This window comes from Streptomyces sp. AC555_RSS877 (assembly GCF_019049245.1).
Lineage (GTDB): Bacteria > Actinomycetota > Actinomycetes > Streptomycetales > Streptomycetaceae > Streptomyces.
In genome coordinates this window covers 29,714-55,610 of record NZ_JAGMUK010000005.1, presented here as the reverse complement: position 1 = coordinate 55,610, position 25,897 = coordinate 29,714, and the positions used below count along the sequence as shown (strand labels likewise).

Below are 25,897 nucleotides of genomic sequence, written 5' to 3'. Positions count from 1 at the left end.
TCACCTTCCCTGATCGAAGGAGATCCATGCCCAGGTACGACTGGAACATGTCCCACGAGGGAATCGACCGAGCCCGGTCCGATATCGAATCCGCGCGAAAAGAAGTCACCGCCCATCCTCTTTATCAGCGGATAGGCAGCCGGGAACGCATGGCGACGTTCATGACGCACCACGTGTTCGCGGTATGGGACTTCATGTCCCTGCTCAAGTCCCTGCAGCGGGAGCTCACCTGCGTCGACGTCCCCTGGGTGCCGCGCGGCTCGGACGTGAGCCGACGGCTCATCAACGACATCGTGCTGGTCGAGGAGAGCGACGAGCTGAACGGCGGCTTCACCAGCCACTTCGAGCTGTACCGCGCCGCCATGGCCGAGGCGTCGGCCGACACCGGCCCGATCGACACGTTCCTCGCGCTGATCACGGAAGGCCACGATGTGCCGTCGGCGCTACGGGTGGCCCAAGTCCCCTCCCCCGCCGCCGAGTTCGTCCGCGCGACCTTCGCGATCATCACCGACCGGCCCCTGCACTGCCGGGCCGCCGCCTTCGCCTTCTCCCGCGAGGACCTCATCCCCGACATGTTCGACCAGGTCATCAAGAAGGACGGGACCGACCGTTTCCCCCTCTTCTGCGACTACCTGGCCCGCCACATCGAGGTCGACGGCGAGGAACACACCCCCATGGCCATGCAGATGGTCGCCGACCTCTGCGGCACGGACGACACCCGCTGGCGCGAGGCGATCGACACGGCGAACGTCGCACTGGAGGCGAGGGTCCGACTGTGGGACGGGATCTCGGAGGCTATGGGGGTGGTGGGGTGAGGAGGTCGGTCAGGGGCGAGAGCGGGCCACCTTACGCCCCCTCGTCCGCCCCGGGCGCCTCCCCGAACCGTGCCAGCGCCAACGCTCCGGCCACCGCGACGACGAACCCCGGTACCGCCACCCACGCCAACCCCCTCCCGGGTGCGGTCCCCGAGCCAGGCGACGCCCACCGCCGCCGCCGGGCCGGGGGTCTCCCCGATCACCAGGCCGGCCGTGGTCGCCGTGACCGACCCCGTCCGCAGGCCCGAGGTCAGGCGAGGAACGCAGCGGCGCCGCCCAGCAGCAGTGCGTACGCCGCCGGGTGGCGCAGGAGGTCCGGAACCGCGAGTGAGTCGATCAACCGCACCGTCACCTCCACCGCCCCGAACCCGGCCGCCAGCCCGAGCAACCCGGCTCGTCCCCGCTCCGGCAGCCGCCCGCCGCCCAGCGCGACCAGCGACACCGCCACGGCCACCCCGAGCAGCGCGTACCGCAACGCCGCCGGCCCGCCGCGGTCCCCAGCGTCGAGGCCATCTGGCAGAAGTACGACCGCCCCGGCCACCCGCGCCTGGTCGCCCAGCGCAGCGTCGCCCTCGGCCCGGAGCCCACCGCGGACCTGGCCCGCCGCAACCTCCACAGCCACTACGAGTTCACCGGCCGCGCCGGCTGCATGGTGAACGGCCTCCTCACCACACCCCAGCGGATCCGCGAGGCCACCGACGCCCTGTTCGGCATCGGCGCCGAAGAGGTCGTCCTCTACTGCTGTGCCCCGGACCCCGACCAGGTCGACCGCCTCACCGACGCCCTGTTCTGACCTGCTCCACCTGTGCGTCATCCACATCCAGTACGGCACGCAACTGGGCCAACCCCCAGTCCAGGTCCTCCTCGGAGACGACCAGGGGCGGCGCGATCCGGATCGTCGCCCCATGCGTGTCCTTCACCAGCACCCCCCGCTCCATCAGCCGCTCCGACACCTCCCGCCCCGTGCCGTAGGCCGGCGCGATGTCGATCCCCGCCCACAGCCCACGCCCGCGCACCGCCGTCAGCCGGCCCGTCCCCGCGAGCACCCTCAGCTCCCGCAGCAGATGAGATCCCAGCCGCGCCGCCCGCGCCTGGTACTCGCCCGACCGCAGCATCGCGATGACCTCCAGTGCCACTGCACAGGCCAGCGGATTCCCGCCGAACGTCGAGCCGTGTTCCCCGGGCCGGAACACCCCGAGCACCGCCGCGCTCGACACCACCGCCGACACCGGCACGATCCCGCCGCCGAGCGCCTTCCCCAGCAGATACACGTCCGGCACCACCCCCTCGTGCTCGCACGCGAACGTCCGCCCCGTCCGCCCTAGCCCCGACTGGATCTCGTCCGCCACGAACAACACGTTCCGCTCCCGCGTCAGCTCCCGCACCCCCGGCAGATAACCGGTCGGCGGCACCAGCACCCCCGCCTCGCCCTGGATCGGTTCGAGCAGCACCGCCACCGTGTTCTCGGTCACCGCCGAGCGCATCGCCGTCAGATCCCCGTACGGCACGATCTCGAAGCCCGGCGTGTACGGCCCGAAGTCCGCCCGCGCCTCGGAATCCGTGGAGAAGCTGATGACCGTCGTCGTGCGCCCGTGGAAGTTGTTGCCGGCGACCACGATCTTCGCCATCCCGGTCGGCACGCCCTTGACCCGGTACCCCCACTTGCGGGCGGTCTTCACCGCCGTCTCCACCGCCTCCGTGCCGGTGTTCATCGGCAGTACCCTCTCCATGCCGCACAGTTCGGCGAGCTCCTCGCAGAACGCCGCGAACCGGTCGTGGTGAAACGCCCGGGACGTCAGCGTCACCCGGTCCAACTGCGCCTTCGCCGCCGCCACGAGCCGCCGGTTGCCGTGCCCGAAATTGAGGGCCGAGTAGCCGGCCAGCAGGTCCAGGAAGCGGCGCCCCTCCACGTCCGTCATCCAGGCCCCGTCCGCGGTGGCGACCACCACGGGCAGCGGATCGTAGGTGTGCGCACTGTGGGCGTCGGCCACGGCGACGAGCCGTTCCGTAGCGTTCACGGGATCTCCCTGAGGTGGCGGTGGCCTCCTTCCTATCGTCGCTCGCATGGTGGACGCGGGACCTGTCCGATGCGGCGTGCCCGGTAGGCTGACGGGCGGGCCGTGACTGGCGCGCTGGGATGGGATGAACCATCGGGGAGCGGCCCCTGGACTGTGTCCAGCACCGAGTGCCGTGCGCCTGGGCCGTACCGTGATCGCTGCACACGACGTCCGGAGGTCCCCATGCCAGCCGAACCCCTCTCTCACGAGTCCACCGCCTTCCGTGCCGCCCTCGACGTGATCCGCGCCGTCGAGCCGCGCGTGGCCGACGCCATCGGCCAGGAGGTCGCCGACCAGCGCGAGATGCTCAAGCTGATCGCCTCCGAGAACTACGCCTCCCCGGCCACCCTGCTGGCCATGGGCAACTGGTTCAGCGACAAGTACGCCGAGGGCACCGTCGGCCGTCGCTTCTACGCCGGCTGTCGCAACGTCGACACCGTCGAGTCCCTCGCCGCGGAGCACGCGCGCGAGCTCTTCGGTGCCCGCCACGCCTACGTCCAGCCGCACTCCGGCATCGACGCCAACCTCGTCGCCTTCTGGTCCGTCCTCGCCCAGCGCGTCGAGGTCCCCGCCCTGGCGAAGGCCGGTGTGCGCCAGGTCAACGACCTCTCCGACGCCGACTGGGCCGAACTCCGCCAGGCCTTCGGCAACCAGCGCATGCTCGGCATGTCCCTGGACGCCGGCGGTCACCTCACCCACGGCTTCCGCCCGAACATCTCCGGCAAGATGTTCGACCAGAGCTCCTACGGCACCGACCCCGCGACCGGCCTCCTGGACTACGAGGCCCTGCGCGCCACCGCCCGCGAGTTCAAGCCGCTCATCATCGTCGCCGGCTACTCCGCCTACCCCCGTCTCGTGAACTTCCGGATCATGCGCGAGATCGCCGACGAGGTCGGCGCCACGCTCATGGTGGACATGGCCCACTTCGCCGGCCTCGTCGCCGGCAAGGTCCTCACCGGCGACTTCGACCCGGTCCCGCACGCCCAGATCGTCACCACCACCACCCACAAGTCGCTCCGCGGCCCGCGCGGCGGCATGGTCCTGTGCGACGACTCCCTCAAGGACCAGGTCGACCGCGGCTGCCCGATGGTCCTCGGCGGGCCGCTCCCGCACGTCATGGCCGCCAAGGCCGTCGCCCTCGCCGAAGCGCGTCAGCCCTCCTTCCAGGACTACGCCCAGCGCATCGTCGACAACTCCCGCGCGCTCGCCGAGGGCCTGATGCGCCGCGGCGCCACCCTCGTCACCGGCGGCACGGACAACCACCTCAACCTGATCGACGTCGCCTCCTCCTACGGCCTCACCGGCCGCCAGGCCGAGGCCGCCCTGCTCGACTCGGGCATCGTCACCAACCGCAACGCCATCCCCTCCGACCCCAACGGAGCCTGGTACACCTCCGGCATCCGCATCGGCACCCCCGCCCTCACCACGCGTGGGCTCGGCACCGCCGAGATGGACGAGGTCGCGGGCCTCATCGACCGCGTCCTCACCTCCACCGAGCCCGGCACCACCAGCAAGGGCGCTCCGTCGAAGGCCCAGCACATCCTCGACCCGAAGATCTCGGACGAGATCTCCCACCGAGCCACCGACCTCGTGGCGAACTTCCCGCTGTACCCGGAGATCGACCTCGGCTGACACCCGGCCCGGGACTCATGGCCTGGGCCGACGGTCTCGCCTCGTGGCGTGGTTCGACGGTCTCGGCTCGTCGCCCGGGGCCGTCGCGTCGGTCCGGCTCATAGACCGATCAACTCCTGTCGTGGTTCTTCCCGCGGCGGTCCGGCACCCGGCCGGGCCGCCGCGCGGCGTATCAGCGAAGCCCTCCAGAGCGTCACCGCCAACGTCACCGCCAAAGCCCCTGTCACGGCCGCCAGTTCACGACATCGACGGCTCCACCCGGTCCCGGTCCCGATCCCGGTCCCGGTCCGGATACGGTCCCTGGTCCCGATCCCGCGCATTCGAACCCCCTGCCAAGCCGGCCCGTCCCCTGTGCGGCCCGTCCACGAGCCGCGTGTCACTTCTGGTACACCGCCCGGCCCGTCGGGGTTCCCACTCCGCCCGCACTATTTCGCAGACGCCTCCGGCGCCCCGTCGAGGGACTTCGCGATTTCCACCGCCCGCCCCTGCGACGCCACGCCCTCCAGCCGCAGCGTCACGTGCGAGCCGCCGGTGCCGCCGGTGCCGGAGCCGCCGGAGCTGTGCATCCACAGCAGCGTCGGCCCCGCGGTCCGCTTCTCGCGGGTGTGGCGGGAGCCGTCCGCATCCACCAGCCAGAAGCTCAGCAGGTGAGGTCGCGGGAACCACAGGGCCGTGTTCGTCGAAGTGCCGGCGTCGGCGGGGTCCTCGTTCAGCACGATCCACGCGGGCTGCTCGGGCACGCTCTTGGCGAAGCCGACGTCCAGACTGGCCGGGTACTGGTCCAGGCGGACCGTGCGTCCCTGCTCGCGCCAGCACAGGCTCACCAGGAACCGCCCCTGCGGCTCGTCGCTGACCGACACGGTGTCCGGCGCGCCCAGCGCCGGAGGGACCAGCGGCTCGAACCCGGCCTCGCGCTCGGCCTGCGCGAGCGACACGGGCCGCCCGCAGCCGGGCACCTCGGCGCCGGTCGACGGCGCCGCCGACGGGTCGTACCGCACCTCGACCCCGCCGAAGTCGAACCAGTCCAGGACCGCGGCACGCACCGGGGGCGTGAGCGCGAGGAGCGTCAGCAGACCGCACAGCGTCGCGGTCAGCGACCGCCACCGCGCCCGCGTCCAGTACCGGGCCGCCCGCAGCCGATCACCGGCCCTCGGCGGCTCGGCCACCGGAACGGGGACCTGCTCGGCGAGTATCCGCTCCAGCACCCGCTCGACCATCGACTCGGCCGCGGCACCACCGGGCGGGTCCAGGGAACGCCCCAGCGCCCGCAGCTCCTCCGGCAGCCGGGCGGCCTCGCCGCGCCGACGCCCCCCGCCCTGGTCGCCGGCGCTGCCCTCACCGCCGTAGGCATCCCGCTTCCGCTCCTCACTCACGCTCATCACCCCCTTCCCGAGCTTCCCGGGGCTGGAAATCCGGCAGCAGTCGGCTCATCTTCCGCAGTGCGCGGTTGAGCCGGGATTTCACCGTCCCTCGGGGCCAGCCCAGGGCCTGGGCCGTCTCGGATTCGTCCATCTCCAGCAGATAGCGGTAGGTGACGACCAGGCGGTGCTCCTCGGTCAGCTTCTCCAGGGCGGCCAGCAGCGCGGCGCGGCGCTCCGTCTCCAGCGTGGCCACAGCGGGATCCGCCGATTCGGGTATCAGCGGGTCCGCCTCCGCGAAGGCCGCCTCACGGCCGGCGAGCGTCCGCTGCCGGGCCGCCGTCCGCACTGTGTTCCTCGTCTCATTGGCCACGATCGACAACAGCCACGGCTTGAACGACGCGCCGTCCTTGAACCGGCCCAGCGCGCAGTACGCCTTGACGAAGGCCTGCTGCACCACGTCCTCCGCGTCCGCACCCGCCCCGAGCGCGGCAGCCGCCCTGAGCGCGAGGCCCGTATGGGCCCGCACCAGGTCCGCGTACGCCTCCGGGTCTCCGGCGCGTACGCGTGCGATCACCGCGGCCTCATCGACGATGCGGCCCCCCTCCCGCGTCCTCACATTCTTGGTACACCGCTCGGGCCGGATCGGTTCCACCCGAGTCCCATCTGATTCCGACCAGTTCCGGATCGGCCCCCGACACCTGAGAGAATGGTGAGCATGGCCTCTGACCGACCCCGCGTGCTCTCCGGAATCCAGCCCACCGCAGGCTCGTTCCACCTCGGCAACTACCTCGGCGCCGTCCGCCAGTGGGTGGCCCTGCAGGAGTCCCACGACGCGTTCTACATGGTCGTCGACCTGCACGCGATCACGCTCCCGCAGGATCCCGCGGACCTGCGTGCCAACACCCGGCTCGCCGCCGCCCAGCTCCTCGCGGCCGGTCTCGACCCGGAGCGCTGCACGCTCTTCGTCCAGAGCCACGTCCCCGAGCACGCCCAGCTCGCCTGGGTCATGAACTGCCTCACCGGCTTCGGCGAGGCGTCCCGCATGACCCAGTTCAAGGACAAGTCGGCCAAGCAGGGCGCCGACCGCGCCAGCGTCGGCCTGTTCACGTACCCGGTCCTCCAGGTCGCGGACATCCTGCTGTACCAGGCGCACGAGGTCCCGGTGGGCGAGGACCAGCGCCAGCACATCGAGCTCACCCGTGACCTCGCCGAGCGGTTCAACGGCCGCTTCGGCGCGACCTTCACCGTCCCGAAGCCGTACATCCTCAAGGAGACGGCGAAGATCTACGACCTTCAGGACCCGTCGATCAAGATGAGCAAGTCGGCGTCCACGCCGAAGGGGCTCATCAACCTCCTCGACGAGCCCAGGGCCACCGCCAAGAAGGTCAAGAGCGCGGTCACCGACACCGACACCGTCATCCGCTTCGACCCGGCGAACAAGCCGGGCGTCAGCAACCTGCTCACCATCCACTCGACCCTCACCGGCGAGGGGATCGCGGAGCTGGAACAGAAGTACGAGGGCAAGGGCTACGGCGCGCTCAAGACGGACCTCGCCGAGATCATGGTCGAGTTCGTGACGCCGTTCCGCGAGCGCACCCAGCAGTACCTGGACGACCCGGAGACGCTGGACTCGATCCTGGCCAAGGGCGCGGAGAAGGCGCGTGCCGTGGCCGCGGAGACCCTCGCGCAGGCCTACGACCGGGTGGGTTTCCTGCCCGCCAAGCACTGAGGCGTACGACCGCACAAGCGCACGACAGGGCAGAGCGCTGCACATCACTACGGTTGCGCCTGCCCACAACACGGCCGTGGCCGTACAGTCGATAGCCGGACGGCTGGGAACGCACCCGGACAGGACGACAGGAGACGACGTGGGGACCGTAACGATCGGCGTGTCGATCGCGGTCCCGGAGCCTCACGGCAGCCTGATCCAGCAGCTGCGCGTGGGCTTCGGCGACGCGGCAGCTCACGGTATTCCCACGCATGTCACGCTGCTGCCGCCGACGGAGATCGACGAGGCCGCGCTGCCGGCCGTCGAGGCGCACCTGACCGAGGTCGCCGCGGTCGGCCGGCCCTTCCCCATGCTCCTGTCGGGCACGGGTACGTTCCGACCGCTGTCGCCCGTCGTCTACGTCCAGGTGGCCGACGGCGCCGAGGCGTGCACCTGGCTGCAGAAGCAGGTCCGGGACGCCTCGGGCCCCGTGGCCCGCGAACTGCCGTTCCCGTACCACCCGCACGTGACGGTCGCGCACGGCATCGACGACGAGGCCATGGACCGCGCGTTCGAGGAGCTGGCCGACTACCGGGCCGAGTGGCGCTGCACCGGTTTCGCGCTCTACGAACAGGGCGCCGACGGCGTGTGGCGCAAGCTGCGAGAGTACGTCTTCGGCGGCACGGTGGTGCCGCCGCAGCCGGCGCGCGTCGAGCGCGGTTCGCTGCCGACAAGCCAGCTGTGACCACGGTGACCAACCAGCGGTGACCACGGTTGCGAACGGCCTGTAACCACAGTTACAGGCCCGCTGTGACCACGGTTACAGCGGCAGTCGCCGGAACACCGCCCGCGGTACGTGCCGCAGTGCCGACATCACCACCCGCAGCGCTCCCGGTACCCACACGGTCTCCGTTCGGCGGCGCAGCCCCAGCTCGATCGCCGTGGCGACCGTCTCCGGCGTCGTCGTGAGGGGTGCCTCCGGCAGGCCCGTGGTCATCTTCGTGCGGACGAATCCGGGGCGTACGACCATCACGTGCACGCCGGTGCCGTGCAGGGCGTCGCCCAGGCCCTGGGCGAAGGCGTCGAGGCCGGCCTTGCTGGAGCCGTAGATGAAGTTGGAGCGGCGGGCGCGCTCGCCGGCCACGGAGGACAGCACCACGAGGGAGCCGTGGCCCTGGGTCTGCAGCCCGCGCGCGGCGACCAGCCCCGCGGACACCGCTCCCGTGTAGTTGGTCTGCGCGACGCGCACCGCGCTCGACGGTTCGCGTTCGTCGTGTGCCTGGTCGCCGAGGATCCCGAAGGCGAGCAACACCATGTCGACGTCGCCCTCGGCGAAGACCTTGCCGAGCGTCGTCTCGTGGGAGTCGGGATCGAGCGCGTCGAAGGGGACGGTGTGCACCTCGGCCCCGAGGCCGCGCAGGTGCTCCGCGGCCTCCTCCAGGTCGGGCGTGGGGCGTCCCGCCAGCCACACCGTGCGGGTCCGGCGGGCGATCAGGCGGCGTGCGGTGGCGAGCGCGATCTCCGACGTGCCGCCGAGGACGAGCAGGGACTGGGGGATGCCGAAGGCGTCCTTCACGACAGCTCCTAGAGGTGGCCCCAGCCGTGCGGCTGAAGAGGGTGAGGCGGCCTGGGGGTGTTGTTCAGATGTCGAGGCGACGGGACAGGTCCGACGTGAAGACCCCGCGCGGGTCCAGCTCCGCCCGCAGCGCGCGGAAGTCGGGCAGGCGCGGGTACATCGCGGTGAGCAGTTCAGGGCGCAGCCGGGAGTCCTTGGCGAGGTAGACGCGCCCGTCGGCCGCGGCGACCTCCTCGTCCAGTTCGTCGAGGAAGGCGCCGAGGCCGGGCAGGTGGGCCGGGATGTCCAGGGCCAGGGTCCAGCCGGGCACGGGGAAGGACAGCCAGCCCGGGTCGGCGTCCCCGAAGCGCTTGAGGACGGCGAGGAAGGACGGGCACCGGCGTTGCGAGATGCGGCGCACGATCCGGCGCACGGCGTCCTCCTGGCCGTGGCCGACGACGAACTGGTACTGCACGAAGCCGCCGCGGCCGTAGATCCGGTTCCAGTGGGGGACGCCGTCCAGAGGGTGGAAGAAGGTGGAGATCTTCTGAAGTTCGCCGGTACGCGCGCGTGGGGCCTTGCGAAACCAGAACTCGTTGAACAGGCCTACGGTCGTCCGGCTGAGAAGGCCCTCCGGGAGGAAGGCGGGGGCCGCCGGAAGGTGGGAGGTGCGGAAGGCCAGCGGGTCCCTACGCGCGCGCGTGCGTTCCGGCAGTGCCTCCAGGGGGGCGTGGTCGCCGCGGGTCAGTACCGCGCGGCCCGTCGCCGCGCCGCGCGCCAGGAGGTCGATCCACGCGACGGAGTAGCGGTGGTGGTGGTCGGTGGCCGTCAGACGGGCCATCAGGTCGTCCAGGTCCCGCGCACGCTCGGTGTCGACCGACATGAGCGAGGTCTCGACCGGCTGGAGGCGGACCGTCGCGGTGAGGATCATGCCGGTCAGGCCCATGCCGCCGGTCGTCGCGTCGAACAGCGGCGTGTCACGGCCGACCGTGCGGACCTCGCCGTCGGCGGTGAGGAGTTCGAGCGACAGGACGTGCCGGGAGAACGAGCCCGACACGTGGTGGTTCTTGCCGTGGATGTCCGCGCCGATCGCGCCGCCGACGGTGACGTAGCGCGTGCCGGGTGTGACCGGCACGAACCAGCCGAGCGGCAGCAGCACGTGCATCAGCCGGTGCAGGGAGACGCCGGCGTCGCACAGCACGATCCCCTCACTGGCGTCGATGACGTGGATGCGGTCGAGACCCGTCATGTCGAACACGGACCCACCGGCGTTCTGCGCCGCGTCCCCGTAGGCCCGCCCCAGGCCTCTCGGGATGCCCCCGCGGGCCCCGCAGTCCCGGACGGCGGCCGCGGCCTCCTCGTACGTCCGTGGGCGGATCAGACGCGCGGAGGTGGGAGCGGTGCGGCCCCAGCCGGTGACGGAAACGGTGTCGGCAGACATGTCGGCGACCGTATCGCCCCTTAGTGGGCGATTAGTTTGGAAACATTCACCTCATCCCCGAAATGGGTGATTAATGGGATGTCGCCCTATATTGCCGGAGATCCGGCGGTGCTGACGTGAACAGTGAGTCCACATGGACGATCTCGACGACATGGACCACCGAATCCTTTCGGCGCTGAGGGCGTACGGCCGCGACCCGCACATCGCGAACACCGCGCGCGCCCTGTCCTGGGCGGGCGAGCACGGCGCGCTGTGGCTCGCGGCAGGCCTCGCGGGAGCCGCCGTGGACGGCCCGCGACGCGGCGCCTGGTTGCGCGGCACCGCGCTCACGGCGGGCGCGCACCTCGTCAGCATGGGCGTGAAAAGGGTGGTGCGCCGTCCGCGTCCCGCGCATGTCGAGCCCCTGGTACGCACCGCGGGCCGGCACTCCTTCCCGAGCTCGCACGCGACCTCCGCCGCGGCCGCCGCGGTCGCCTTCGGTGCGCTGGGGGCGTACACCGTTCCGCCGCTGGCCGCCGCGATGTGCCTGTCGCGCCTGGTCGTCGGTGTGCACCACCCCTCCGACGTGGCGGCGGGCGCGGCCCTTGGGGTGCTCACGGCGCGTATCGGGGCGCGTTGGATCCGAGGGAGCGTGCGTGACTGAGACCGCGCCGATGACAGGCAGCGCACGCACCCGCGAGACGTTGGTACTGGAACAGCGCACGCCCCTGCGGAAGCCCGCACCGCCCCGCAAGGGCTCCCTGCTGGGAGGGCTCGTCAGGACCGCGCGCCCCAGGCAATGGGTCAAGAACGTCCTGGTCGTGGCCGCCCCGGCCGCCGCCGGCCAGCTCTTCTCCCGGCACGCCCTCACCCAACTCGCGCTCGTCTTCGCCCTCTTCACCGCCTGTGCCGCCGCCGTCTACCTGATCAACGACGCCCGCGACGCCGAAGCCGACCGATCCCATCCCACCAAGCGCCGCCGCCCGGTCGCCGCCGGGCAGGTCCCCGTAGCCGTCGCCTACGCCGTCGGAGGCGCCCTCGGCGTCCTCGCGCCGGCCGCCGCGGCCTGGCTGGTCTCGCCCGCCGTCGCGGCGCTCCTGACGGCGTACCTGGGCATGCAACTGGCCTACTGCGTCAGCCTCAAGCACGTCCTGGTCATCGACCTCGTCGTCGTCACGACCGGCTTCCTGATGCGGGCGATGGTCGGCGGGCTCGCGCTCGGCATCCCGCTGTCGCGGTGGTTCCTGATCACGACCGGCTTCGGCGCCCTGTTCATGGTGTCGGCCAAGCGCTACTCCGAAGCCGTCCAGATGGCCGGGAAAGCCGGCGCCACGCGCGCGTTGCTGACCGAGTACACCACCGGGTACCTGCGCTTCGTGTGGCAGCTGGCGGCCGGTGTCGCCGTCCTCGGCTACTGCCTGTGGGCCCTGGAGGAGGGCGGGGTCCCGCACACCAGCGTCCTGCCCTGGCGGCAGCTGTCCATGGTCGCGTTCGTTCTCGCCGTCCTCAGGTACGCCGTCTTCGCCGACCGCGGCACGGCCGGCGAACCCGAGGACGTCGTCCTGCGCGACCGCGCACTCGCCCTCATCGGGCTGATGTGGGTCGCGATGTACGCCCTGGCGGTGGCCAACTGGTGAGCACACGCGCGTGGGGAAGCCGAAGCGGCCGGCCGGGCACGCGCGCGTCGGAAGGCCGAAGCGGCCGGCCGGGCACGCGCGCGTCGGAAGGCCGAAGTGGCCGGCCGGGCACGCGCGCGTGGGCGAGCCGCGGGGAAATCCCCGGCTTCGCCACCGTCGGGCTCCTCGCCTACGCCGCCGACCTCGCCCTCTTCACCTGCCTGCGCGGCCCGGCCGGGCTCGACCCCCTCACCGCCAAGGCGCTCTCCTTCGTCGCGGGCTGCTCGGTGGCCTACCTGGGCAATACCCTCGGCACCTACCGGGGCACCCAGCCGAAGGGGCTGCGCCCGTACGCCGTCTTCTTCGCCGTGAACCTCGCCGGCGCCCTCGTGCAGCTCCTGTGTCTCGCCGTCAGCCACTACGGCCTCGGCCTCACCTCGCAGCGCGCCGACACCGTCTCCGGCGCGGGAATCGGCATGGCCCTCGCCACCATCCTGCGTTTTTGGGGGACCAGGACATTGGTCTTCCGCAACCAGGGCACAGTCGGATCATGGACTGGCTGAAAAAACTCCCCGGAGTCGGGCCGCTGGTCGCCCGCCTGACCGTCACGCACGCGTGGCGGTCGTACGACCGGCTGGACCGGGTGAAGTGGACTCGGCTGGCCGCCGCGATGACGTTCACCAGCTTCGTGGCGCTCTTCCCGCTGCTCACCGTGGCCGCCTCGATCGCCGCGGCCACGCTCGGCGAGGAGCGCCAGGGCACGCTGGAGGACAAGATCGCCGAGCAGGTGCCCGGCATCTCCGACCAGCTCGACATCGACGGCCTGGTGCAGAACGCCGGCACCGTCGGCCTCATCGCGGGCGCCGTCCTGCTGTTCACCGGCATCGGCTGGGCGGGCTCGACGCGCGAGTGCCTGCGGGCGGTCTGGGAGCTGCCCGACGAGGAGGAGAACCCGCTCCTGCGCAAGGCCAAGGACCTGGGCATCCTGGTCGGCCTCGGCGGAGCCGTCCTGGTCACGCTCGCCACGTCCACCGTGGCCTCCGCCATGGTCGGCTGGATCACCGACCAGTTGGGCATCGACAGCGAGGGCTGGGGCAGCGTCCTGCTGCGGATCGCCGCGTTCCTCGTCGCCGTACTGGCCGACTTCCTGCTGCTCCTCTACGTCCTGACACTGCTTCCGGGAGTCGAGCCCCCACGCCGCCGCCTGATCGTGGCCGCGCTGACCGGCGCGGTCGGCTTCGAACTGCTGAAGCTGCTGCTCAGCGGCTATATGCAGGGTGTGGCCACGAAGAGCATGTACGGCGCGTTCGGCGTCCCCGTCGCCCTGCTGCTGTGGATCAACTTCACGTCGAAGCTGGTGCTGTTCTGCGCCGCGTGGACGGCGACGCAGAGCAAGGAGGACGAACCTACGGACGGGGACGGCGACGTACCAGATCCGGCAGCGGCCAGCGGCGGTTGACCAGGAACCCGGCCCCCGCGAGCAGCACCAGCAGACCGCCGGTGATCGCGAGCGCGATGCCCATGCCCTCGGAGCCGCCCTCGGTGGTGGCGGACGCCACCGGCTTCGACGAGGCGCCGGCCTCCGTGCCCCCGGCGTTCGCGCCGCCCGCCTCCCCGGAGGCGTTCGCCCCCGGCTGGGCGCTCGCCGGCGCGGCGCTCCTCGGCGGCACCAGCTCACCCACCGGCTCCACCTTGCCGGCCGCCTTGAAGCCCCAGTCGAGGAGCTTGGCGGTCTCCTTGTAGACCTCGTTGTGCTCGTCCTTCCCGGGGTTCATGACGGTGACGAGCAGCACCTTGCCGCCCTGCTCGGCGACGCCGGTGAAGGTGGCGCCGGCATTGGTGGTGTTGCCGTTCTTGACGCCCGCGATGCCCGGGTAGACGGAGACGTCGGAGTCGCCGGTCAGCAGCCGGTTGGTGTTCTGGATCTCGAAGGACTCGCGGCTGGTCCTGCCCTTCTTGTTCTTCGTCGTCTTGCCCGGGAACTTCGCGCTGACCGTCGAGCTGTACTCGCGGAAGTCCTTCTTCTGCAGCCCGGAGCGGGCGATCAGGGTCAGGTCGTACGCGGAGGAGACCTGGCGGGCCTCGTCGTAGCCGTCGGGGCTGACCACGTGCGTGTCGAGGGCCTGGAGTTCCTCGGCGTGCGCGTTCATCTCCGCGACGGTGTTCTTGATGCCGCCGTTCATCTGCGACAGCACATGCACGGCATCGTTGCCGGAGCGCAGGAAGACGCCGAGCCACAGGTCGTGGACCGTGTACGTCTCGCCTTCCTTTATCCCGACCAGGCTGGAGCCGGAACCGATGCCGGCCAGGTCGGAGGGGACGACCTTGTGCTTCTCGGTCTTCGCGAACTTCGGCAGCACCGTGTCGGCGAACAGCATCTTCAGGGTGCTCGCCGGGGGCAGCCGCCAGTGCGCGTTGTTGGCGGCCAGTACGTCGCCGGACTCGGCGTCGGCGACGATCCACGAACGCGCGCTCAGATCCTTGGGCAGCACCGGGACGCCGCTCGCGAGATTGACCTGCGCCCCGGGCCGGCCGAGGCGTTCGCCGCCGACGGTCGACATGTCCGCCGGGGGAGTGGCCGACGGACTCGTGGACGGGCTCGTGGACGGGCTCGGCGACGGACTCGGGGCCGCCAGCGAGACGGGCGCGGTCAGCGTGAACGACGACAGGACGACGGAGGTGACCAGCAGGGATCGCCTGACGGTCTTCTTCGGTGCGGGCACGGTCAGGAACGTACATGGCACAGCGCGTGAAGTCCCGTCTGCCTCCCCACCCCGGCCAAGGAACCGGACACCCGGCGGCGATACTGGACGCATGAAGCTCAGCCGCCCCCTCTCCTGGTTCCTGCTCGCCTTCGGGGTGTGGAGCTGGGTCATCTGGGTCACTTTCGTCAAAAACCTGATCAAGGACAGCAGTGGGCTCGCGTTCGACGACGGTCACCCGACGGCGTACTTCTGGGTGCACCTGGTGCTCGCCGTCGTCTCCTTCGTATTGGGGACGGTCGTCGGGGGCATCGGGTTGCGTTCCGTGCGCGCATTGCGCCGCACGTCATAACCGACAGGCCTGACAGCCCACAACGGGGGACACGAGACCGTGGTCATACTCTTCGTACTGCTCACCCTGGCCGTCCTGGTGACGACCAACTGGTACCTCTACAGACGCCTGTTCCGCGACACGACCCGGGCCCCCGGACCGGTGCGCCGCGCCGGTGCGGTGCTGATCGCGGGCGGCTGGCTGCTCACCGTCACGGCCATCGTGGCCGAGCGCGCCGGTGCGCCGTTCTGGCTCCAGCGGGTCCTGGCCTGGCCGGGCTTCCTGTGGATGGCCCTGTCGATCTACCTGCTGCTGGCCGTGGTCGCGGGTGAGGCCGTACGACCGCTGCTGCGGCGGTTCCTGGAGCGGCGGGCGGGCGCCGAGACGGCCGTACGCCGGGCGGAGCCGGTCCCGGCCGGAGGGGCGCCCATCCCGCCCGGACCGGAGCATGACTCCGAGCCGGAGCCGACCCCTGAGCCGGAGCCGGCCCCCGAGGCTGCGGCCACCCCGGCGGCCCTTCCCTCCCGCCGTCTGTTCGTCTCCCGGGTCGTCGGGGGCGCCGCCGCCGCCGTGGCCCTCGGGACCGTCGGCTACGGCACGTACGGCGTCCTGAACGGCCCCACCGTCAAGCGGGTCACCGTGCCGCTGGCCAAGCTGCCGCGCGCGGCGCACGGTTACCGGATCGCCGTGGTCAGCGACATCCATCTGGGCCCGGTGCTGGGCCGCGGCTTCGCCCAGAAGGTCGTCGACACGATCAACGGCACCCAGCCCGACCTGATCGCGATCGTGGGCGACCTGGTCGACGGCAGCGTGAAGGACCTTGGGCCGGCGGCGGCCCCGCTGGCCCAACTGCGGGCGCGCCACGGAAGCTTCTTCGTCACCGGCAACCACGAGTACTTCTCCGGCGCCGAACAATGGGTCGATGAGGTACGGCGGCTCGGCCTGCGCCCGCTGGAGAACGCCCGCACCGAACTGGCCCACTTCGACCTCGCCGGCGTCAACGACGTGGCGGGCGAGAGCGAGGGCCAGGGCCCCGACTTCGTCAAGGCGCTCGGCGACCGTGACCCGGCACGCGCGTGCGTGCTGCTCGCCCACCAGCCGGTGCAGATCCACGACGCCGTCGAGCACGGCGTCGACCTCCAGCTCTCCGGCCACACCCACGGCGGCCAGCTCTGGCCGGGCAACTTCATCGCCTCGGCCGCGAACCCGACCCTCGCCGGCCTGGAGAGCTACGGCGACACGCAGTTGTACGTCAGCCGGGGCGCGGGCGCGTGGGGCCCGCCGACCCGGGTCGGAGCCGAGTCGGACATCACCGTGATCGAACTGGCGTCGAAGCTGTGAGGGCACAGTGAAACGTGGCCGAAACCGCTTGCGGTAATGTCTTTTCCAACTCCCCAAATCCCTCTTCCCCCAGGTGAAACACCTGTGGTTAATTGATCCGCGCCGCTAGGGCAGTGGCTTGTGAGCTGCGGTCCACCAGGGGCCTGGGGAGGGCAGACCGATGCGATCGGTTCGCGTGCGGATCATCGCGACGCTGCTGGTGCTGGCGGCCGCCGGAGTGGGTGGCTGGCAGTTGCTGCCGTCGCAGGACGACGAGAACACCATCACGGTCGGCACCACGGACGCCGTCACGTCGCTCGACCCGGCCGGCGCCTACGACGCCGGCTCCTGGGCGCTTTTCAGCAACGTCTTCCAGTCACTGCTGACCTTCGAGCCGGGCGGCGCCACCCCCGTCCCGGACGCGGCCGAAAGCTGTGCCTTCGTCGGCAGCGGTCTGCGCACCTACCGCTGCGAACTGCGCAAGGACCTCACCTTCCCGAGCGGCCGGACGATGACCGCCGAGGACGTGAAGTACTCCTTCGACCGGGTCAAGAAGATCAACTCCGAGGTCGGCCCCGCGTCCCTGCTGAGCACCCTCCGCTCGGTCAGCGCGCACGACCTCACCGTCACCTTCCGGCTGTCCTCGGCCGACGCCACCTTCCCGTTCAAGGTGGCCACCGGAGCCGGCGCGATCGTCGACCGCACCGCGTACCCGGCGGACCGCCTGCGCACCGACGCGGGCGCCGACGGCACCGGACCGTACGACCTGACGGCGTACACGAAGGACAAGAAGGCCGTCCTCAAGCCCGACGAGCGCTACGAGGGCGCCCTCAAGGACACCGGACGCCCCGTCGAACTGCGCTACTACGCCGACGCCGCCAAGCTCGACGCCGCCTGGAAGGCGAAGCAGGTCGACGTGGCCACCCGGCAGCTGCCGCCCGGGGTCCTCGCCGGGCTGAACACCAGCGACCCGAACCAGCGCGTGTCCGTGGCCGACAGCTCCGAGACCCGCAACCTGTACCTCGACACCCGCGCCGGATCCCCGCTGCACGACCCCCGGGTCCGGCAGGCCATGGCCTGGCTGATCGACCGCGACCGGCTGGCCGCCACGGTGTACGACGGGACCGTCGACCCGCTCTATTCGCTGATCCCGACCGGCATCACCGGCCACACCACGTCGTTCTTCGACCTCTACCCCAAGCTGGACAAGGACAAGGCCAAGAAGCTCCTCACCGAGGCCGGGGTGAGCCTGCCGGTCCGCTTCACCTACGGCTACGCCAAGGGCCGCGGCGCCGCCGCCCAGGAAGCCGCGGAACTCAAGCGGGAACTGGAGGCGGACGGCCTGTTCAAGGTGACCCTCAAGGGCTACGAGTGGACCGGCTTCCAGAAGCAGTGGGCGTCCGGGAAGCTGGACGCGTACGCCGTCGGCTGGGTGGCCGACTACCCGGACCCGGACACCTTCGGCTCCCCGCTCGTCGGCACCGCGGGGACCATGAACACCGGCTACAGCAGCAAGGCCGTGGACCGGCTGATCCGCACCAGCCAGCAGTACGCCGACCGCACCGAGGCCACCGAGGACTTCCGCGAGCTGCAGCAGGCCGTCGCCCGCGACGTTCCGGTCATCCCGCTGTGGCAGGCCAAGGAGTACGTCGTCAGCAACGAGAACGTCGGCGGCGGCCAGTACCTCTCGGACGGCACCGGAGTCTTCCGCCTCTGGCGCCTCACCTGGATCTGACGCGATCTCGCGGTGGCGACCTTCGTCCGAGTGATGCCGGGCGGCCATCCGAGACCGCACCATGTGAGGGAGGTGTGTGCTGGGTGAGGGGCAAACGTGTTGAGACGCAACTCCTTCCGGCTGCCCCGGCATCCGGCTTCCGTCGGTCTCGCCCGGCACCGGGTCCGGGACCATCTGGCCGACTGGGGCCACGCCCCGGACGGCCGGGCGCTGGCCGACGCGATACTGCTCGTGTCCGAGCTGGCCACCAACGTCGTACGCCACGGGCCGCTCCTCGAGCGGGAGTTCGAGGTGGCGGTGACCGCCCTCGCCGACGGCTCCTGTCTCATCGAGGTCTCCGACGAGGGCCGGGTGGAGCCCCGGCTGCGCGTCGTGGACGAGGCCGAGGAGGCGGGCCGCGGCCTGCACCTGGTGGAGAACATCGCCGCGGCCTGGGGGGTGTGGAGCAGGGGCCGGCACGGCAAGACCGTGTGGGCCCTCGTCCTCACCCACACCTGAAGCGGAACGGGTGGATCACGACCGTACGGCCGCCCCCGCCGGCAGTGTGACCGTCACCGCCAGTCCCTCGCCCGGCGCCGTCCGCACCGTCACCTCGCCGTCGTGGGCCCGCACCACCCCCTGCACGATCGCCATGCCGAGCCCGCTGCCCGCGCCCCCGGCGGCCCGGAAGAAACGGTCGAAGACACGCGCCGCGTCCTGCGGTCCGAGCCCGGGTCCCTGGTCCGCGACACACAGCCGTACGACCCCGTCCGCCCGCTCCACACCGAGCCGCACCGGCACGTCGGCCGGCGTGTGCGTGCGCACGTTGGCCACCAGATTCCCGAGCACCTGGCGCAGCCCCGACTCGTCGGCGTGCACCAGCAGGGAGCCGTCGGCGTCGACCGTGAGGGGCCGCCCCGGCTGCTGCACCCGCAGATCCTCGGCGGCGTCCCGGACCAGGCGGCTGATGTCGACATTCCGGAAGCGGAGCTCGGGTTGCTGGTCGAGGCGGGCGAGGGTCAGCAGCTCGTCGACGAGCCGGCCCATGCGGTCGACCTCGCCGTTCATCCGGTCCCAGGCGCGTTTGCGCTGGCTCGGGTCGGTGAGCATGCCCTTGTCATACAGCTGGAGGTAGCCGCGTATCGCGGACAGCGGGGTGCGCAGCTCGTGCGAGGCGTCGCCGACGAAGCGGCGCAGCTGGGCCGCGCTGCGCTCGCGCGTGCGGTACGCCGACTCCACCTGGTGGAGCATGGAGTTGAGGGCGACGCGGAGCTGTTCGACCTCCAGAGTGGCCTCGCTGCTGGAGGGGACACGCCGGGTCAGGTCGCCCTCGGCGATCGCCGACGAGGTCTCCACCATGTCCTCCAGCGGCCGCATCCGGCGCCGGACGCTGAACATCGTCAGACACGCCAGCAGCGCGAGCAGCAGGGTGCCGATGGCGAGGTCGAGTTTGACGGCCTTGGCGACGCCGTGGTGGACGGCGTCGGTGGAGGTGGCGAGCAGGATGAAGGTGCCGTCGGCGAGCCGGGTGGCCGTCACGCGATAGGCGGAGCCCTGCACGGTGACGTCGTGCGGCTCGGGGTCCTCGGTCAGGGTGCGCGGGTCGCCGACCTCGTCCGCCAGACCGCGCTGGGCGTCGGTCGGCGCGAAGCCGAGGATGCCGACGGCCTCGCCCCGGCTGTCGACCGCGGCGAAGATCGAGTCCGGCGTGGGCTGCTCGTCGCTCTGCCCCGGGTCGAGCCGGTCGCGCACGAAGCCCAGCCCGCTGAGCGAGTCGATCGCCCGCAGGGTGAGCTGTGAACTGCCCAGCGAGTCACGGGTCTTGGTCAGGTCCGTGTCGACCTGGTCGAGCAGGTAGTACCGCATGCCCATCACGCTCACGGCGGTCGCCGCGGCGATGCCGAGGGCGAGCAGCGCCACGTTCGCCAGCGTCAGCTTGGCGCGCAGGGAGTGGACGTAACGCTTGCGCTGAAGGAACCGGCTCCTCATGCCAGCCCGTATCCCACACCCCGCCGGGTGGTGATCACCGGCGGCCCCAGGACTTCGAGTTTGCGCCGCAGATAGCTGATGTAGGTCTCGACGACGGTCGACTCGGACGGGGTGTGCTCGTACTGCCAGACGTGGCGCAGGAGTTGCTCCTTGGGCACGATCCGGCCGCCGTTGCGCACCAGGAAGCGCAGCAGGGCGTACTCGGTGGGGGTGAGCTCGACGGAGCGGCCCGCGCGGTGCACCGAGTACGTCGTCTCGTCCAGTTCCAGGTCGCCGTAGCGCAGCGGCGGGCGCTGCGGCAGGACGTCGGCGGGGCGGGTGCGGCGCAGCACCGCGGTGATCCGCGCGACGACCTCGTCGATGTTGAACGGCTTGGTGATGTAGTCGTCGCCGAAGCCGAGCGCGCCGACCACCTCGGCGGGCGAGTCGCGCGCGGTGAGGAAGACGAGCGCCAGGTCGGGGCGCTGGTCGCGCAGTTGGCGCCCCAGGGCCCGCCCGTCCCCGTCCGGCAGCATGACGTCGAGCAGCGCGGCGTCGGGCCTCGTGCGCTCCGCGAGCGCGAGCGCCTCGCGGACGGTGCCCGCCGTCATCACCTCGAACCGGTGGTAGCGCAGCGCGATGGCGAGGACGTCCGCGATGCTCTCCTCGTCCTCCACCACCAGCACGGTGCCTGGAGCCGTCGTCATGCTCCCAGTATCGGCGCGGGCACTGACAGCGGGGCCGGTTCCCGCTTTGGAGTTCCTTGAGAGTCACGGGATTCGCATGTCCACGCGCGCGTGCCACCGCCAATTCTGTTGCCCAGGACCTGGGGGGACCGACCGGACTATGAGGGGGTTTTTGGCGTGGCGACATTGGCACGCTGGTGCTACCGGCACCGGCTGGTGGTCCTGTTGCTGTGGGTGGGGGCGCTGTTCGGCCTGGGCGCGGCGAGTTCGAGCGCGGGCACGAACTACGCGGAGGTCTTCTCCCTGCCCAACACGGACTCCAAGCGCGCGTACGACCTGATGGCCAAGGCCTTCCCGGAGCGCGCGGGCGACACCGACACGGTGGTGTGGAAGGTCGACGAGGGCTCCGTACGGGACGACTCCGTACGGTCCCGAATAGAACCCGCGCTGCGGGAGATCGGCGCCATGAAGGGGGTCGGCGAGGTCACCGACCCGTACGGAGCGCAGGGCGCCGCCCAGATCAGCAAGGACGGGCGGATCGCGTACGCCCAGGTCACCTTCGCCGAGCAGGCGAACGCCGTACCCAAGGACCTGGTCCAGGACGTCGTCGACACCGCGGAAAAGGCCGGCGGCGACGGTCTGCAGGTCGAGCTCGGCGGCCAGGCCATCACGCGCGTGCAGGAGCCGCCGACCGGCACCGCCGAGATCGTCGGCATCCTCGCCGCGGCCGTCGTGCTGTTCCTGGCCTTCGGCTCGGTGTTCGCGATGCTGCTGCCGATCCTGATCGCCCTGTTCGGCGTCGGTACCGGCCTGTTCTCCACGCAGCTGATCAGCCACGTCACCAACGTGCCCGAACTGGCCTCCCTGCTCTCCACGCTGATCGGCCTGGGCGTCGGCATCGACTACGCCCTGTTCATCGTCACCCGGCACCGCAAGGGCATCCTGAGCGGCCAGGACCCGGAGGAGGCGGCGGTCACCGCACTCAACACCTCCGGCCGGGCCGTGCTGTTCGCGGGCGGCACGGTGTGCATCGCGCTCGCCGGGATGCTGGTGACGAACCTGCGCTTCCTGGACGGCGTGGTCATCGGCACCTCGCTGACCGTCGTCCTGAGCGTCCTCGCGGCCGTCACCCTGCTGCCCGCGCTGCTCGGTGTCCTCGGCCACCGGGTGCTCAGCCGTCGGCAGCGGCGCCGGCTGGCCGCACAGGGCCCCGCGGTGGAGCGCGCGAGCGGCCTCGCGGCCCGCTGGTCGGCCACCGTCGAGCGCCGCCCGCGCTCGGTGGCCGCGCTGGCCGTCGTCGTGATGGCCGTCCTCGCCCTGCCGCTGCTGTCCTTGCGTCTGGGCACGGTCGACCAGGGCAACGACGACGCGTCGACGACGACCAGGAAGGCGTACGACCTGCTCGCCGAGGGCTTCGGTCCCGGCTTCAACGGCCCGCTCCAGGTGGTCGTGAACGGCGACCCGGGGGAGAGCCTGGTCGCGACGATCAGGAAGACGGAGGGCGTCGCCCAGGCGTTCTCGGCGCCTCCGGCGAACGGCGTGACGGTCATCCAGGTCGTCCCCACGACCTCACCGCAGGCCGTGGAGACCGACCGCCTCATCGACACCCTGCGCGACCGGGTGATCCCGGAGGCCGACGTCCAGGCCCACGTCGGCGGCGTGACAGCGGTCTCGAAGGACTTCGCGTCGGTGACGGCGGACCGACTGCCGTACTTCATCGCGACGATCATCGGCCTCGGCTTCGTCCTGCTGCTGATCGCCTTCCGCTCCGTCGTGGTCCCCCTGACGGCCGCCCTGATGAACCTGATCGCGGCGGCGGCCTCCTTCGGCGTCCTGGTCGCGATCTTCCAGTGGGGCTGGGGCCTGGACCTGCTCGGTCTCGGCCAGGAGGGCCCGATCGCGGCCTTCCTGCCGATCATCATGCTGTCCCTGCTCTTCGGCCTCTCCATGGACTACCAGGTGTTCCTGGTCAGCCGGATGCACGAGGAGTGGGTGCACACCAAGGACAACGCGCGAGCGGTGCGGGTGGGGCTCGCGGAGACCAGTCGCGTCATCAACTCCGCGGCCCTGATCATGGTGTGCGTCTTCATGGCGTTCGTGCTCAGCGGCGACTACGGGGCGGCGATGGCCGGCGTGGGGTTGGCCGCCGCGGTCGCTCTCGACGCGTTCATCCTGCGTACGGCGCTGGTGCCGGCCGCGATGCACCTGCTCGGTGACTCCAACTGGTGGCTGCCGGTGTGGCTGGAGAAGCGGCTGCCGCATCTGGCGGTGGAGCCGAAGGAGGAGGCGGTTCCTGCGGAAGCACCTGCTGCCGAGGGAGGCCCCGCCTCGGCCGTCCACGGCTTCGTCCGTACGGCGGACGGCGCGCCGGTCCCCGAGGCGGCGGTGACGCTGCTGTCGGCGGGCGGACGTCAGCTGGACCGGGTGGTGTCCCTCGCGGACGGCTCGTACATCGTGTCGGTGCCGGGTCCGGGGACGTATCTGCTGGCGACGACGGCTCCGTCGTTCGGGTCGCGGGCGCGGCAGGTGGTGGTCGGGGACGGGCCGCTGGTGTGTGACGTGGAGCTGGCAGAAGGGGAGGTGGACGCGGTCAACTAGCCTTCGGCTGCCCGGCCTTGAGGATCTCGTCCACGTCGAGGGTGACCTTGGAGCCGAGGGAGTCGGGCAGGGTGACGAGCTCGCCGGGAGCGTGGACGCGGTGGTTGGCGTACGTGTCCCCGGCGGGTTCGGTCAGGACGTGGAGGCGCTGATGCCGGCGGTCGACGATGACGTAGACGGGGATCTTCGCCTGGGCGTATGCGGTGACCTTGCCGCGGAGGTCGTTCTGGTAGTTGCTGGACGTGACTTCCAGGACGAGGCGGAAGGCGATTGGGTCGTAACAGTTGTTCTCGACGAGATGGTCCTCGAAATCGGCGTCCACAACAACGAGGTCGGGGATGGCGAAGTCTTCGGCGTCGGCAGGGAGCCAGAGCCCAAGTCCCTCGAGGATTTCGGTTTCACCGCCGTCCAGCCCCGCTGCAGCGAAGGGGCGCCTCAACCTGGAGAGCGCGCGAGCATGAGCACCGTTGGGGGGCGGGGACACGATGATCAGGCCTCCGATGATCTCGACGCGGTACCCCGGAAGGCGGTCCATGATTCGGTTCGCCTCCGCGATCTGCGGACGGTCGCCGTGGGGCCGCTCGACGGATGCTGCGGACATCACGTGCCTCCTGTGGGCCGGTATCGAGAGCATCATCGTAGGCAGGCCGGATACGAGGTGTCCCGTTCGCACCGCTGCACGCGATCGTGGATCACTCCGCCCGCCCCCTCGCCCCCGCCCCCGGATCCGGCATCATCTTCGTCATCCCCGGCAGGAAGTCCGTGAACAGCTCGTGCACCTCCCGCACCAGCGGCCGCAGCACCCGGAACCGGGCCAGTGACACGCCCCGCGCGGTGAGCCGCGCCCCCCGCTCGGCGAGCCGGTAACTCCGCTCGCGGCCCTCCGTGCGGTCGAAGATCCAATACAGCACGAGCCCCATCTGGGAGAGCCACATCAACTCGGGGAGAACGTCCCGCAGTTCCTCCGGCACCTTGGTCTTCGCCCCGGCGAGCACCTGGCGGTGGATGCTGACGGCCTCCACGCGTGCGTGCTCCGACTCGGGGGAGAAGGGGCTGAGCGGGCTGTCCGGGTCGGCGGCGTTCTTGAAGAACTGCACCGCGAACTCGTGGTACGGGGTCGCGATGTCCAGCCACACCCTCAGGACGCCCGCGAGCCGCGCCTCCAGGTCGGTCTCCCGGGCCAGGACCTCCCGGACCGCCACCTGGTGTTCGGCGGCGATCCGGTCGTAGAAGCCCTGGATCAGGTGCTCCTTGCCCGCGAAGTAGTAGTACGCGTTGCCCACGGAGACCCCGGCCTCCTTGGCGATGGCCCGCATGGTCGTCTTGTCGTAGCCGCGCTCCTGGAACAGCCGCATCGCCGTCTCCAGGATGAGCGCGCGGGTCTGCTCGGACTTGCTCGGGTTACCGCCCTCATCGGGGCCGTCGTTGTTCGCAGGCACGGAACGGAGCCTAACGAGTGGCGCAGGTACCGCTGTCGCAGGCCGGTGGGCCGTACGACCATCCCTGGGCGGGGTCGTACGTCCACCCGTCCGCGCGGCGGTACACCGTCCCGTCCCACCGACCCGCACCGCCCGGGCCCCACGGCCCTTCGTAGCCTCGTCGTCCGCTCCACTGCGCCCCGCGCCACTTGGCCGCGGCGAGCACCGCGCCCTTGGCGAGCCGCGCGCCGGACGCCGTGCTCAGGCGGTGCGCGAGCGGCCGGTACGCGCGCAGGGCCCAGAGGGTGACGATCCAGGCGGCGGTGTCGCGATAGACCTGCCCCGCGTCACCCACGACGGTGATCTCGTCGAGGGTGGCCCGGTGGTCGAGGCCGGGAAACCGCCGCCGGGCCTCGTCCGACCCGGCGGGCACCAGTTCCAGCGGCACCAGCTGCGGCTGCCGCGCGAGCCAGTCGCGCAGGAAGGCGCACAGGGAGCACTCGGCGTCGTACAGGACGGTGAGCCGGCGGACCGGGACGCGCTCGGCGCCCCGGCTTCCGGTGGACGTCACGGTGCTCACGCCCGGACCCAGTCCTGCGGTGCGACCGGCGGCACCTGCTCCTGCTCCATGACGCTCCGCCGCCGGATCCGGCTGAGCACGTACACGTTCCCCAGGTGCATGACGCCGAGCACCAGCAGCACCACGCCGAGCTTGGTCGACAGGGCCTCGAAGATGCCGCGCGTGTCCTCGATGGTCCCGTCACCGCTGAGGTAGAGCGCCACGAAGCCCAGGTTGACGAGGTAGAAGCCGACCACCAGGAGGTGGTTGACCGCGTCGGCGAGGCTTTCGTTGCCGCGCAGCACGTCGGACAGGAAGACGCGGCCGTTGCGGCTGAGCGTGCGGGCCACCCAGATGGTCAGTGCGATGCTGACCAGCAGGTAGATGACGTAGGCGATGACGGTGCGGTCCATGCCCCACCCCTTCTTGAACGCGTT

At 71.1% G+C, this 25,897-nt stretch carries 26 protein-coding genes and 1 pseudogene; 14 read left to right on the top strand and 13 right to left on the bottom strand.

All coding sequences use genetic code 11. The features are described from left to right. Positions 1–26: 26 nt before the first annotated feature. Entirely contained in the window at positions 27–815 is a 789-nt protein-coding gene (locus KUM49_RS03170) for a DUF3050 domain-containing protein (protein WP_217235105.1), read from the top strand. Positions 816–846: 31 nt separating this feature from the next. Here the strand turns inward: KUM49_RS03170 and KUM49_RS03165 are convergent. Beyond that, positions 847–1,461 (bottom strand): annotated as a pseudogene (locus tag KUM49_RS03165) (hypothetical protein); the annotation flags it as partial. A gap of 3 nt (positions 1,462–1,464) precedes the next feature. On the opposite strand from KUM49_RS03165, the gene KUM49_RS03160 reads away from it, so the two are divergent. Continuing rightward, positions 1,465–1,608, top strand: a complete 144-nt coding sequence (locus KUM49_RS03160; RefSeq protein WP_217235104.1) for a hypothetical protein — start codon at positions 1,465–1,467, stop codon at positions 1,606–1,608. Here the strand turns inward: KUM49_RS03160 and rocD are convergent. Next, on the bottom strand, positions 1,589–2,833 hold the full coding sequence (gene rocD, locus KUM49_RS03155; RefSeq protein ID WP_217235103.1) for an ornithine--oxo-acid transaminase: 1,245 nt from the start codon (positions 2,831–2,833) through the stop codon (positions 1,589–1,591). The genes KUM49_RS03160 and rocD overlap by 20 nt on opposite strands. Before the next feature lie 222 nt (positions 2,834–3,055). Between rocD and KUM49_RS03150 the strand changes: the two genes are divergently transcribed. Beyond that, a complete protein-coding gene (locus KUM49_RS03150; protein ID WP_217235102.1) occupies positions 3,056–4,504 on the top strand; it encodes a glycine hydroxymethyltransferase in 1,449 nt (482 codons plus the stop codon). Between the two features lie 425 nt (positions 4,505–4,929). Here the strand turns inward: KUM49_RS03150 and KUM49_RS03145 are convergent, their stop codons facing one another. Both KUM49_RS03145 and KUM49_RS03140 read right to left on the bottom strand, forming a co-directional pair. Beyond that, positions 4,930–5,883, bottom strand: coding sequence for a hypothetical protein (locus KUM49_RS03145; RefSeq protein WP_217235101.1), 954 nt, complete (start codon positions 5,881–5,883; stop codon positions 4,930–4,932). Further along, complete coding sequence (locus tag KUM49_RS03140; protein WP_308406533.1) at positions 5,870–6,439, bottom strand: RNA polymerase sigma factor; 570 nt, start codon at positions 6,437–6,439, stop codon at positions 5,870–5,872. Before KUM49_RS03140 ends, KUM49_RS03145 begins: the two co-directional genes overlap by 14 nt. Before the next feature lie 141 nt (positions 6,440–6,580). Between KUM49_RS03140 and trpS the strand changes: the two genes are divergently transcribed. Beyond that, the gene (gene trpS, locus KUM49_RS03135) at positions 6,581–7,594 is read left to right on the top strand and encodes a tryptophan--tRNA ligase (protein WP_217235099.1); all 1,014 of its coding nucleotides are present in this window, start codon (positions 6,581–6,583) and stop codon (positions 7,592–7,594) included. Between the two features lie 139 nt (positions 7,595–7,733). Further along, on the top strand, positions 7,734–8,318 hold the full coding sequence (locus tag KUM49_RS03130) for a 2'-5' RNA ligase family protein (protein ID WP_217235098.1): 585 nt from the start codon (positions 7,734–7,736) through the stop codon (positions 8,316–8,318). Positions 8,319–8,393: 75 nt separating this feature from the next. Here KUM49_RS03130 and KUM49_RS03125 read toward each other — a convergent pair whose 3' ends face one another. Both KUM49_RS03125 and KUM49_RS03120 read right to left on the bottom strand, forming a co-directional pair. Continuing rightward, on the bottom strand, positions 8,394–9,149 hold the full coding sequence (locus tag KUM49_RS03125) for a decaprenylphospho-beta-D-erythro-pentofuranosid-2-ulose 2-reductase (protein ID WP_217235097.1): 756 nt from the start codon (positions 9,147–9,149) through the stop codon (positions 8,394–8,396). Positions 9,150–9,213: 64 nt separating this feature from the next. Further along, the gene (locus KUM49_RS03120) at positions 9,214–10,569 is read right to left on the bottom strand and encodes an FAD-binding oxidoreductase (protein WP_217235096.1); all 1,356 of its coding nucleotides are present in this window, start codon (positions 10,567–10,569) and stop codon (positions 9,214–9,216) included. Between the two features lie 133 nt (positions 10,570–10,702). Between KUM49_RS03120 and KUM49_RS03115 the strand changes: the two genes are divergently transcribed. The 4 genes from KUM49_RS03115 to KUM49_RS03100 all read left to right on the top strand — a co-directional run bounded on the left by KUM49_RS03115 (position 10,703) and on the right by KUM49_RS03100 (position 13,623). Next, positions 10,703–11,212, top strand: coding sequence for a phosphatase PAP2 family protein (locus KUM49_RS03115; RefSeq protein WP_217235095.1), 510 nt, complete (start codon positions 10,703–10,705; stop codon positions 11,210–11,212). Between the two features lie 10 nt (positions 11,213–11,222). Continuing rightward, positions 11,223–12,185 (top strand): decaprenyl-phosphate phosphoribosyltransferase, encoded by a 963-nt coding sequence (locus KUM49_RS03110; protein WP_217235230.1) that lies wholly within the window; start codon positions 11,223–11,225, stop codon positions 12,183–12,185. Between the two features lie 137 nt (positions 12,186–12,322). Further along, positions 12,323–12,727 carry a GtrA family protein gene (locus KUM49_RS03105; protein WP_217235229.1) on the top strand — a complete coding sequence of 135 codons (405 nt, stop codon included), beginning with the start codon at positions 12,323–12,325 and terminating at the stop codon, positions 12,725–12,727. Continuing rightward, the gene (locus KUM49_RS03100; protein ID WP_217235094.1) at positions 12,715–13,623 is read left to right on the top strand and encodes a YihY/virulence factor BrkB family protein; all 909 of its coding nucleotides are present in this window, start codon (positions 12,715–12,717) and stop codon (positions 13,621–13,623) included. Before KUM49_RS03105 ends, KUM49_RS03100 begins: the two co-directional genes overlap by 13 nt. Here KUM49_RS03100 and KUM49_RS03095 read toward each other — a convergent pair. After that, a complete protein-coding gene (locus KUM49_RS03095) occupies positions 13,571–14,887 on the bottom strand; it encodes a D-alanyl-D-alanine carboxypeptidase family protein (protein ID WP_374200125.1) in 1,317 nt (438 codons plus the stop codon). The genes KUM49_RS03100 and KUM49_RS03095 overlap by 53 nt on opposite strands. Before the next feature lie 91 nt (positions 14,888–14,978). Here KUM49_RS03095 and KUM49_RS03090 point away from each other — a divergent pair, with 91 nt between their 5' ends. The 4 genes from KUM49_RS03090 to KUM49_RS03075 all read left to right on the top strand — a co-directional run bounded on the left by KUM49_RS03090 (position 14,979) and on the right by KUM49_RS03075 (position 18,750). Continuing rightward, positions 14,979–15,218: an SCO4848 family membrane protein gene (locus tag KUM49_RS03090; protein ID WP_217235092.1), complete on the top strand. Its 240-nt coding sequence runs from the start codon at positions 14,979–14,981 to the stop codon at positions 15,216–15,218. 39 nt (positions 15,219–15,257) lie between these two features. Beyond that, positions 15,258–16,538 carry a metallophosphoesterase gene (locus KUM49_RS03085; RefSeq protein WP_217235091.1) on the top strand — a complete coding sequence of 427 codons (1,281 nt, stop codon included), beginning with the start codon at positions 15,258–15,260 and terminating at the stop codon, positions 16,536–16,538. A gap of 160 nt (positions 16,539–16,698) precedes the next feature. Further along, complete coding sequence (locus tag KUM49_RS03080; RefSeq protein ID WP_217235090.1) at positions 16,699–18,252, top strand: ABC transporter substrate-binding protein; 1,554 nt, start codon at positions 16,699–16,701, stop codon at positions 18,250–18,252. 96 nt (positions 18,253–18,348) lie between these two features. Then, positions 18,349–18,750, top strand: coding sequence for an ATP-binding protein (locus KUM49_RS03075; protein ID WP_217235089.1), 402 nt, complete (start codon positions 18,349–18,351; stop codon positions 18,748–18,750). Between the two features lie 15 nt (positions 18,751–18,765). On the opposite strand, the gene KUM49_RS03070 is transcribed toward KUM49_RS03075, so the two are convergent. Both KUM49_RS03070 and KUM49_RS03065 read right to left on the bottom strand, forming a co-directional pair. Then, positions 18,766–20,220, bottom strand: a complete 1,455-nt coding sequence (locus KUM49_RS03070; RefSeq protein WP_217235088.1) for a HAMP domain-containing sensor histidine kinase — start codon at positions 20,218–20,220, stop codon at positions 18,766–18,768. Further along, a complete protein-coding gene (locus KUM49_RS03065; protein WP_217235087.1) occupies positions 20,217–20,906 on the bottom strand; it encodes a response regulator transcription factor in 690 nt (229 codons plus the stop codon). The genes KUM49_RS03070 and KUM49_RS03065 overlap by 4 nt, the downstream gene beginning before the upstream one ends. A gap of 165 nt (positions 20,907–21,071) precedes the next feature. Here KUM49_RS03065 and KUM49_RS03060 point away from each other — a divergent pair, with 165 nt between their 5' ends. Continuing rightward, the gene (locus KUM49_RS03060) at positions 21,072–23,483 is read left to right on the top strand and encodes an MMPL family transporter (RefSeq protein ID WP_217235228.1); all 2,412 of its coding nucleotides are present in this window, start codon (positions 21,072–21,074) and stop codon (positions 23,481–23,483) included. Here the strand turns inward: KUM49_RS03060 and KUM49_RS03055 are convergent. The 4 genes from KUM49_RS03055 to KUM49_RS03040 form a co-directional block, all read right to left on the bottom strand. Next, positions 23,476–24,084 carry a Uma2 family endonuclease gene (locus tag KUM49_RS03055; protein ID WP_217235086.1) on the bottom strand — a complete coding sequence of 203 codons (609 nt, stop codon included), beginning with the start codon at positions 24,082–24,084 and terminating at the stop codon, positions 23,476–23,478. The two genes, KUM49_RS03060 and KUM49_RS03055, sit on opposite strands and share 8 nt — an antisense overlap. 91 nt (positions 24,085–24,175) lie before the next feature. Further along, a complete protein-coding gene (locus tag KUM49_RS03050) occupies positions 24,176–24,922 on the bottom strand; it encodes a TetR/AcrR family transcriptional regulator (RefSeq protein WP_217235085.1) in 747 nt (248 codons plus the stop codon). A gap of 10 nt (positions 24,923–24,932) precedes the next feature. Next, complete coding sequence (locus KUM49_RS03045) at positions 24,933–25,481, bottom strand: DCC1-like thiol-disulfide oxidoreductase family protein (protein WP_217235084.1); 549 nt, start codon at positions 25,479–25,481, stop codon at positions 24,933–24,935. Beyond that, a complete protein-coding gene (locus KUM49_RS03040; protein ID WP_217235083.1) occupies positions 25,478–25,873 on the bottom strand; it encodes a hypothetical protein in 396 nt (131 codons plus the stop codon). The genes KUM49_RS03045 and KUM49_RS03040 overlap by 4 nt, the downstream gene beginning before the upstream one ends. Between the last annotated feature and the right edge of the window lie 24 nt (positions 25,874–25,897).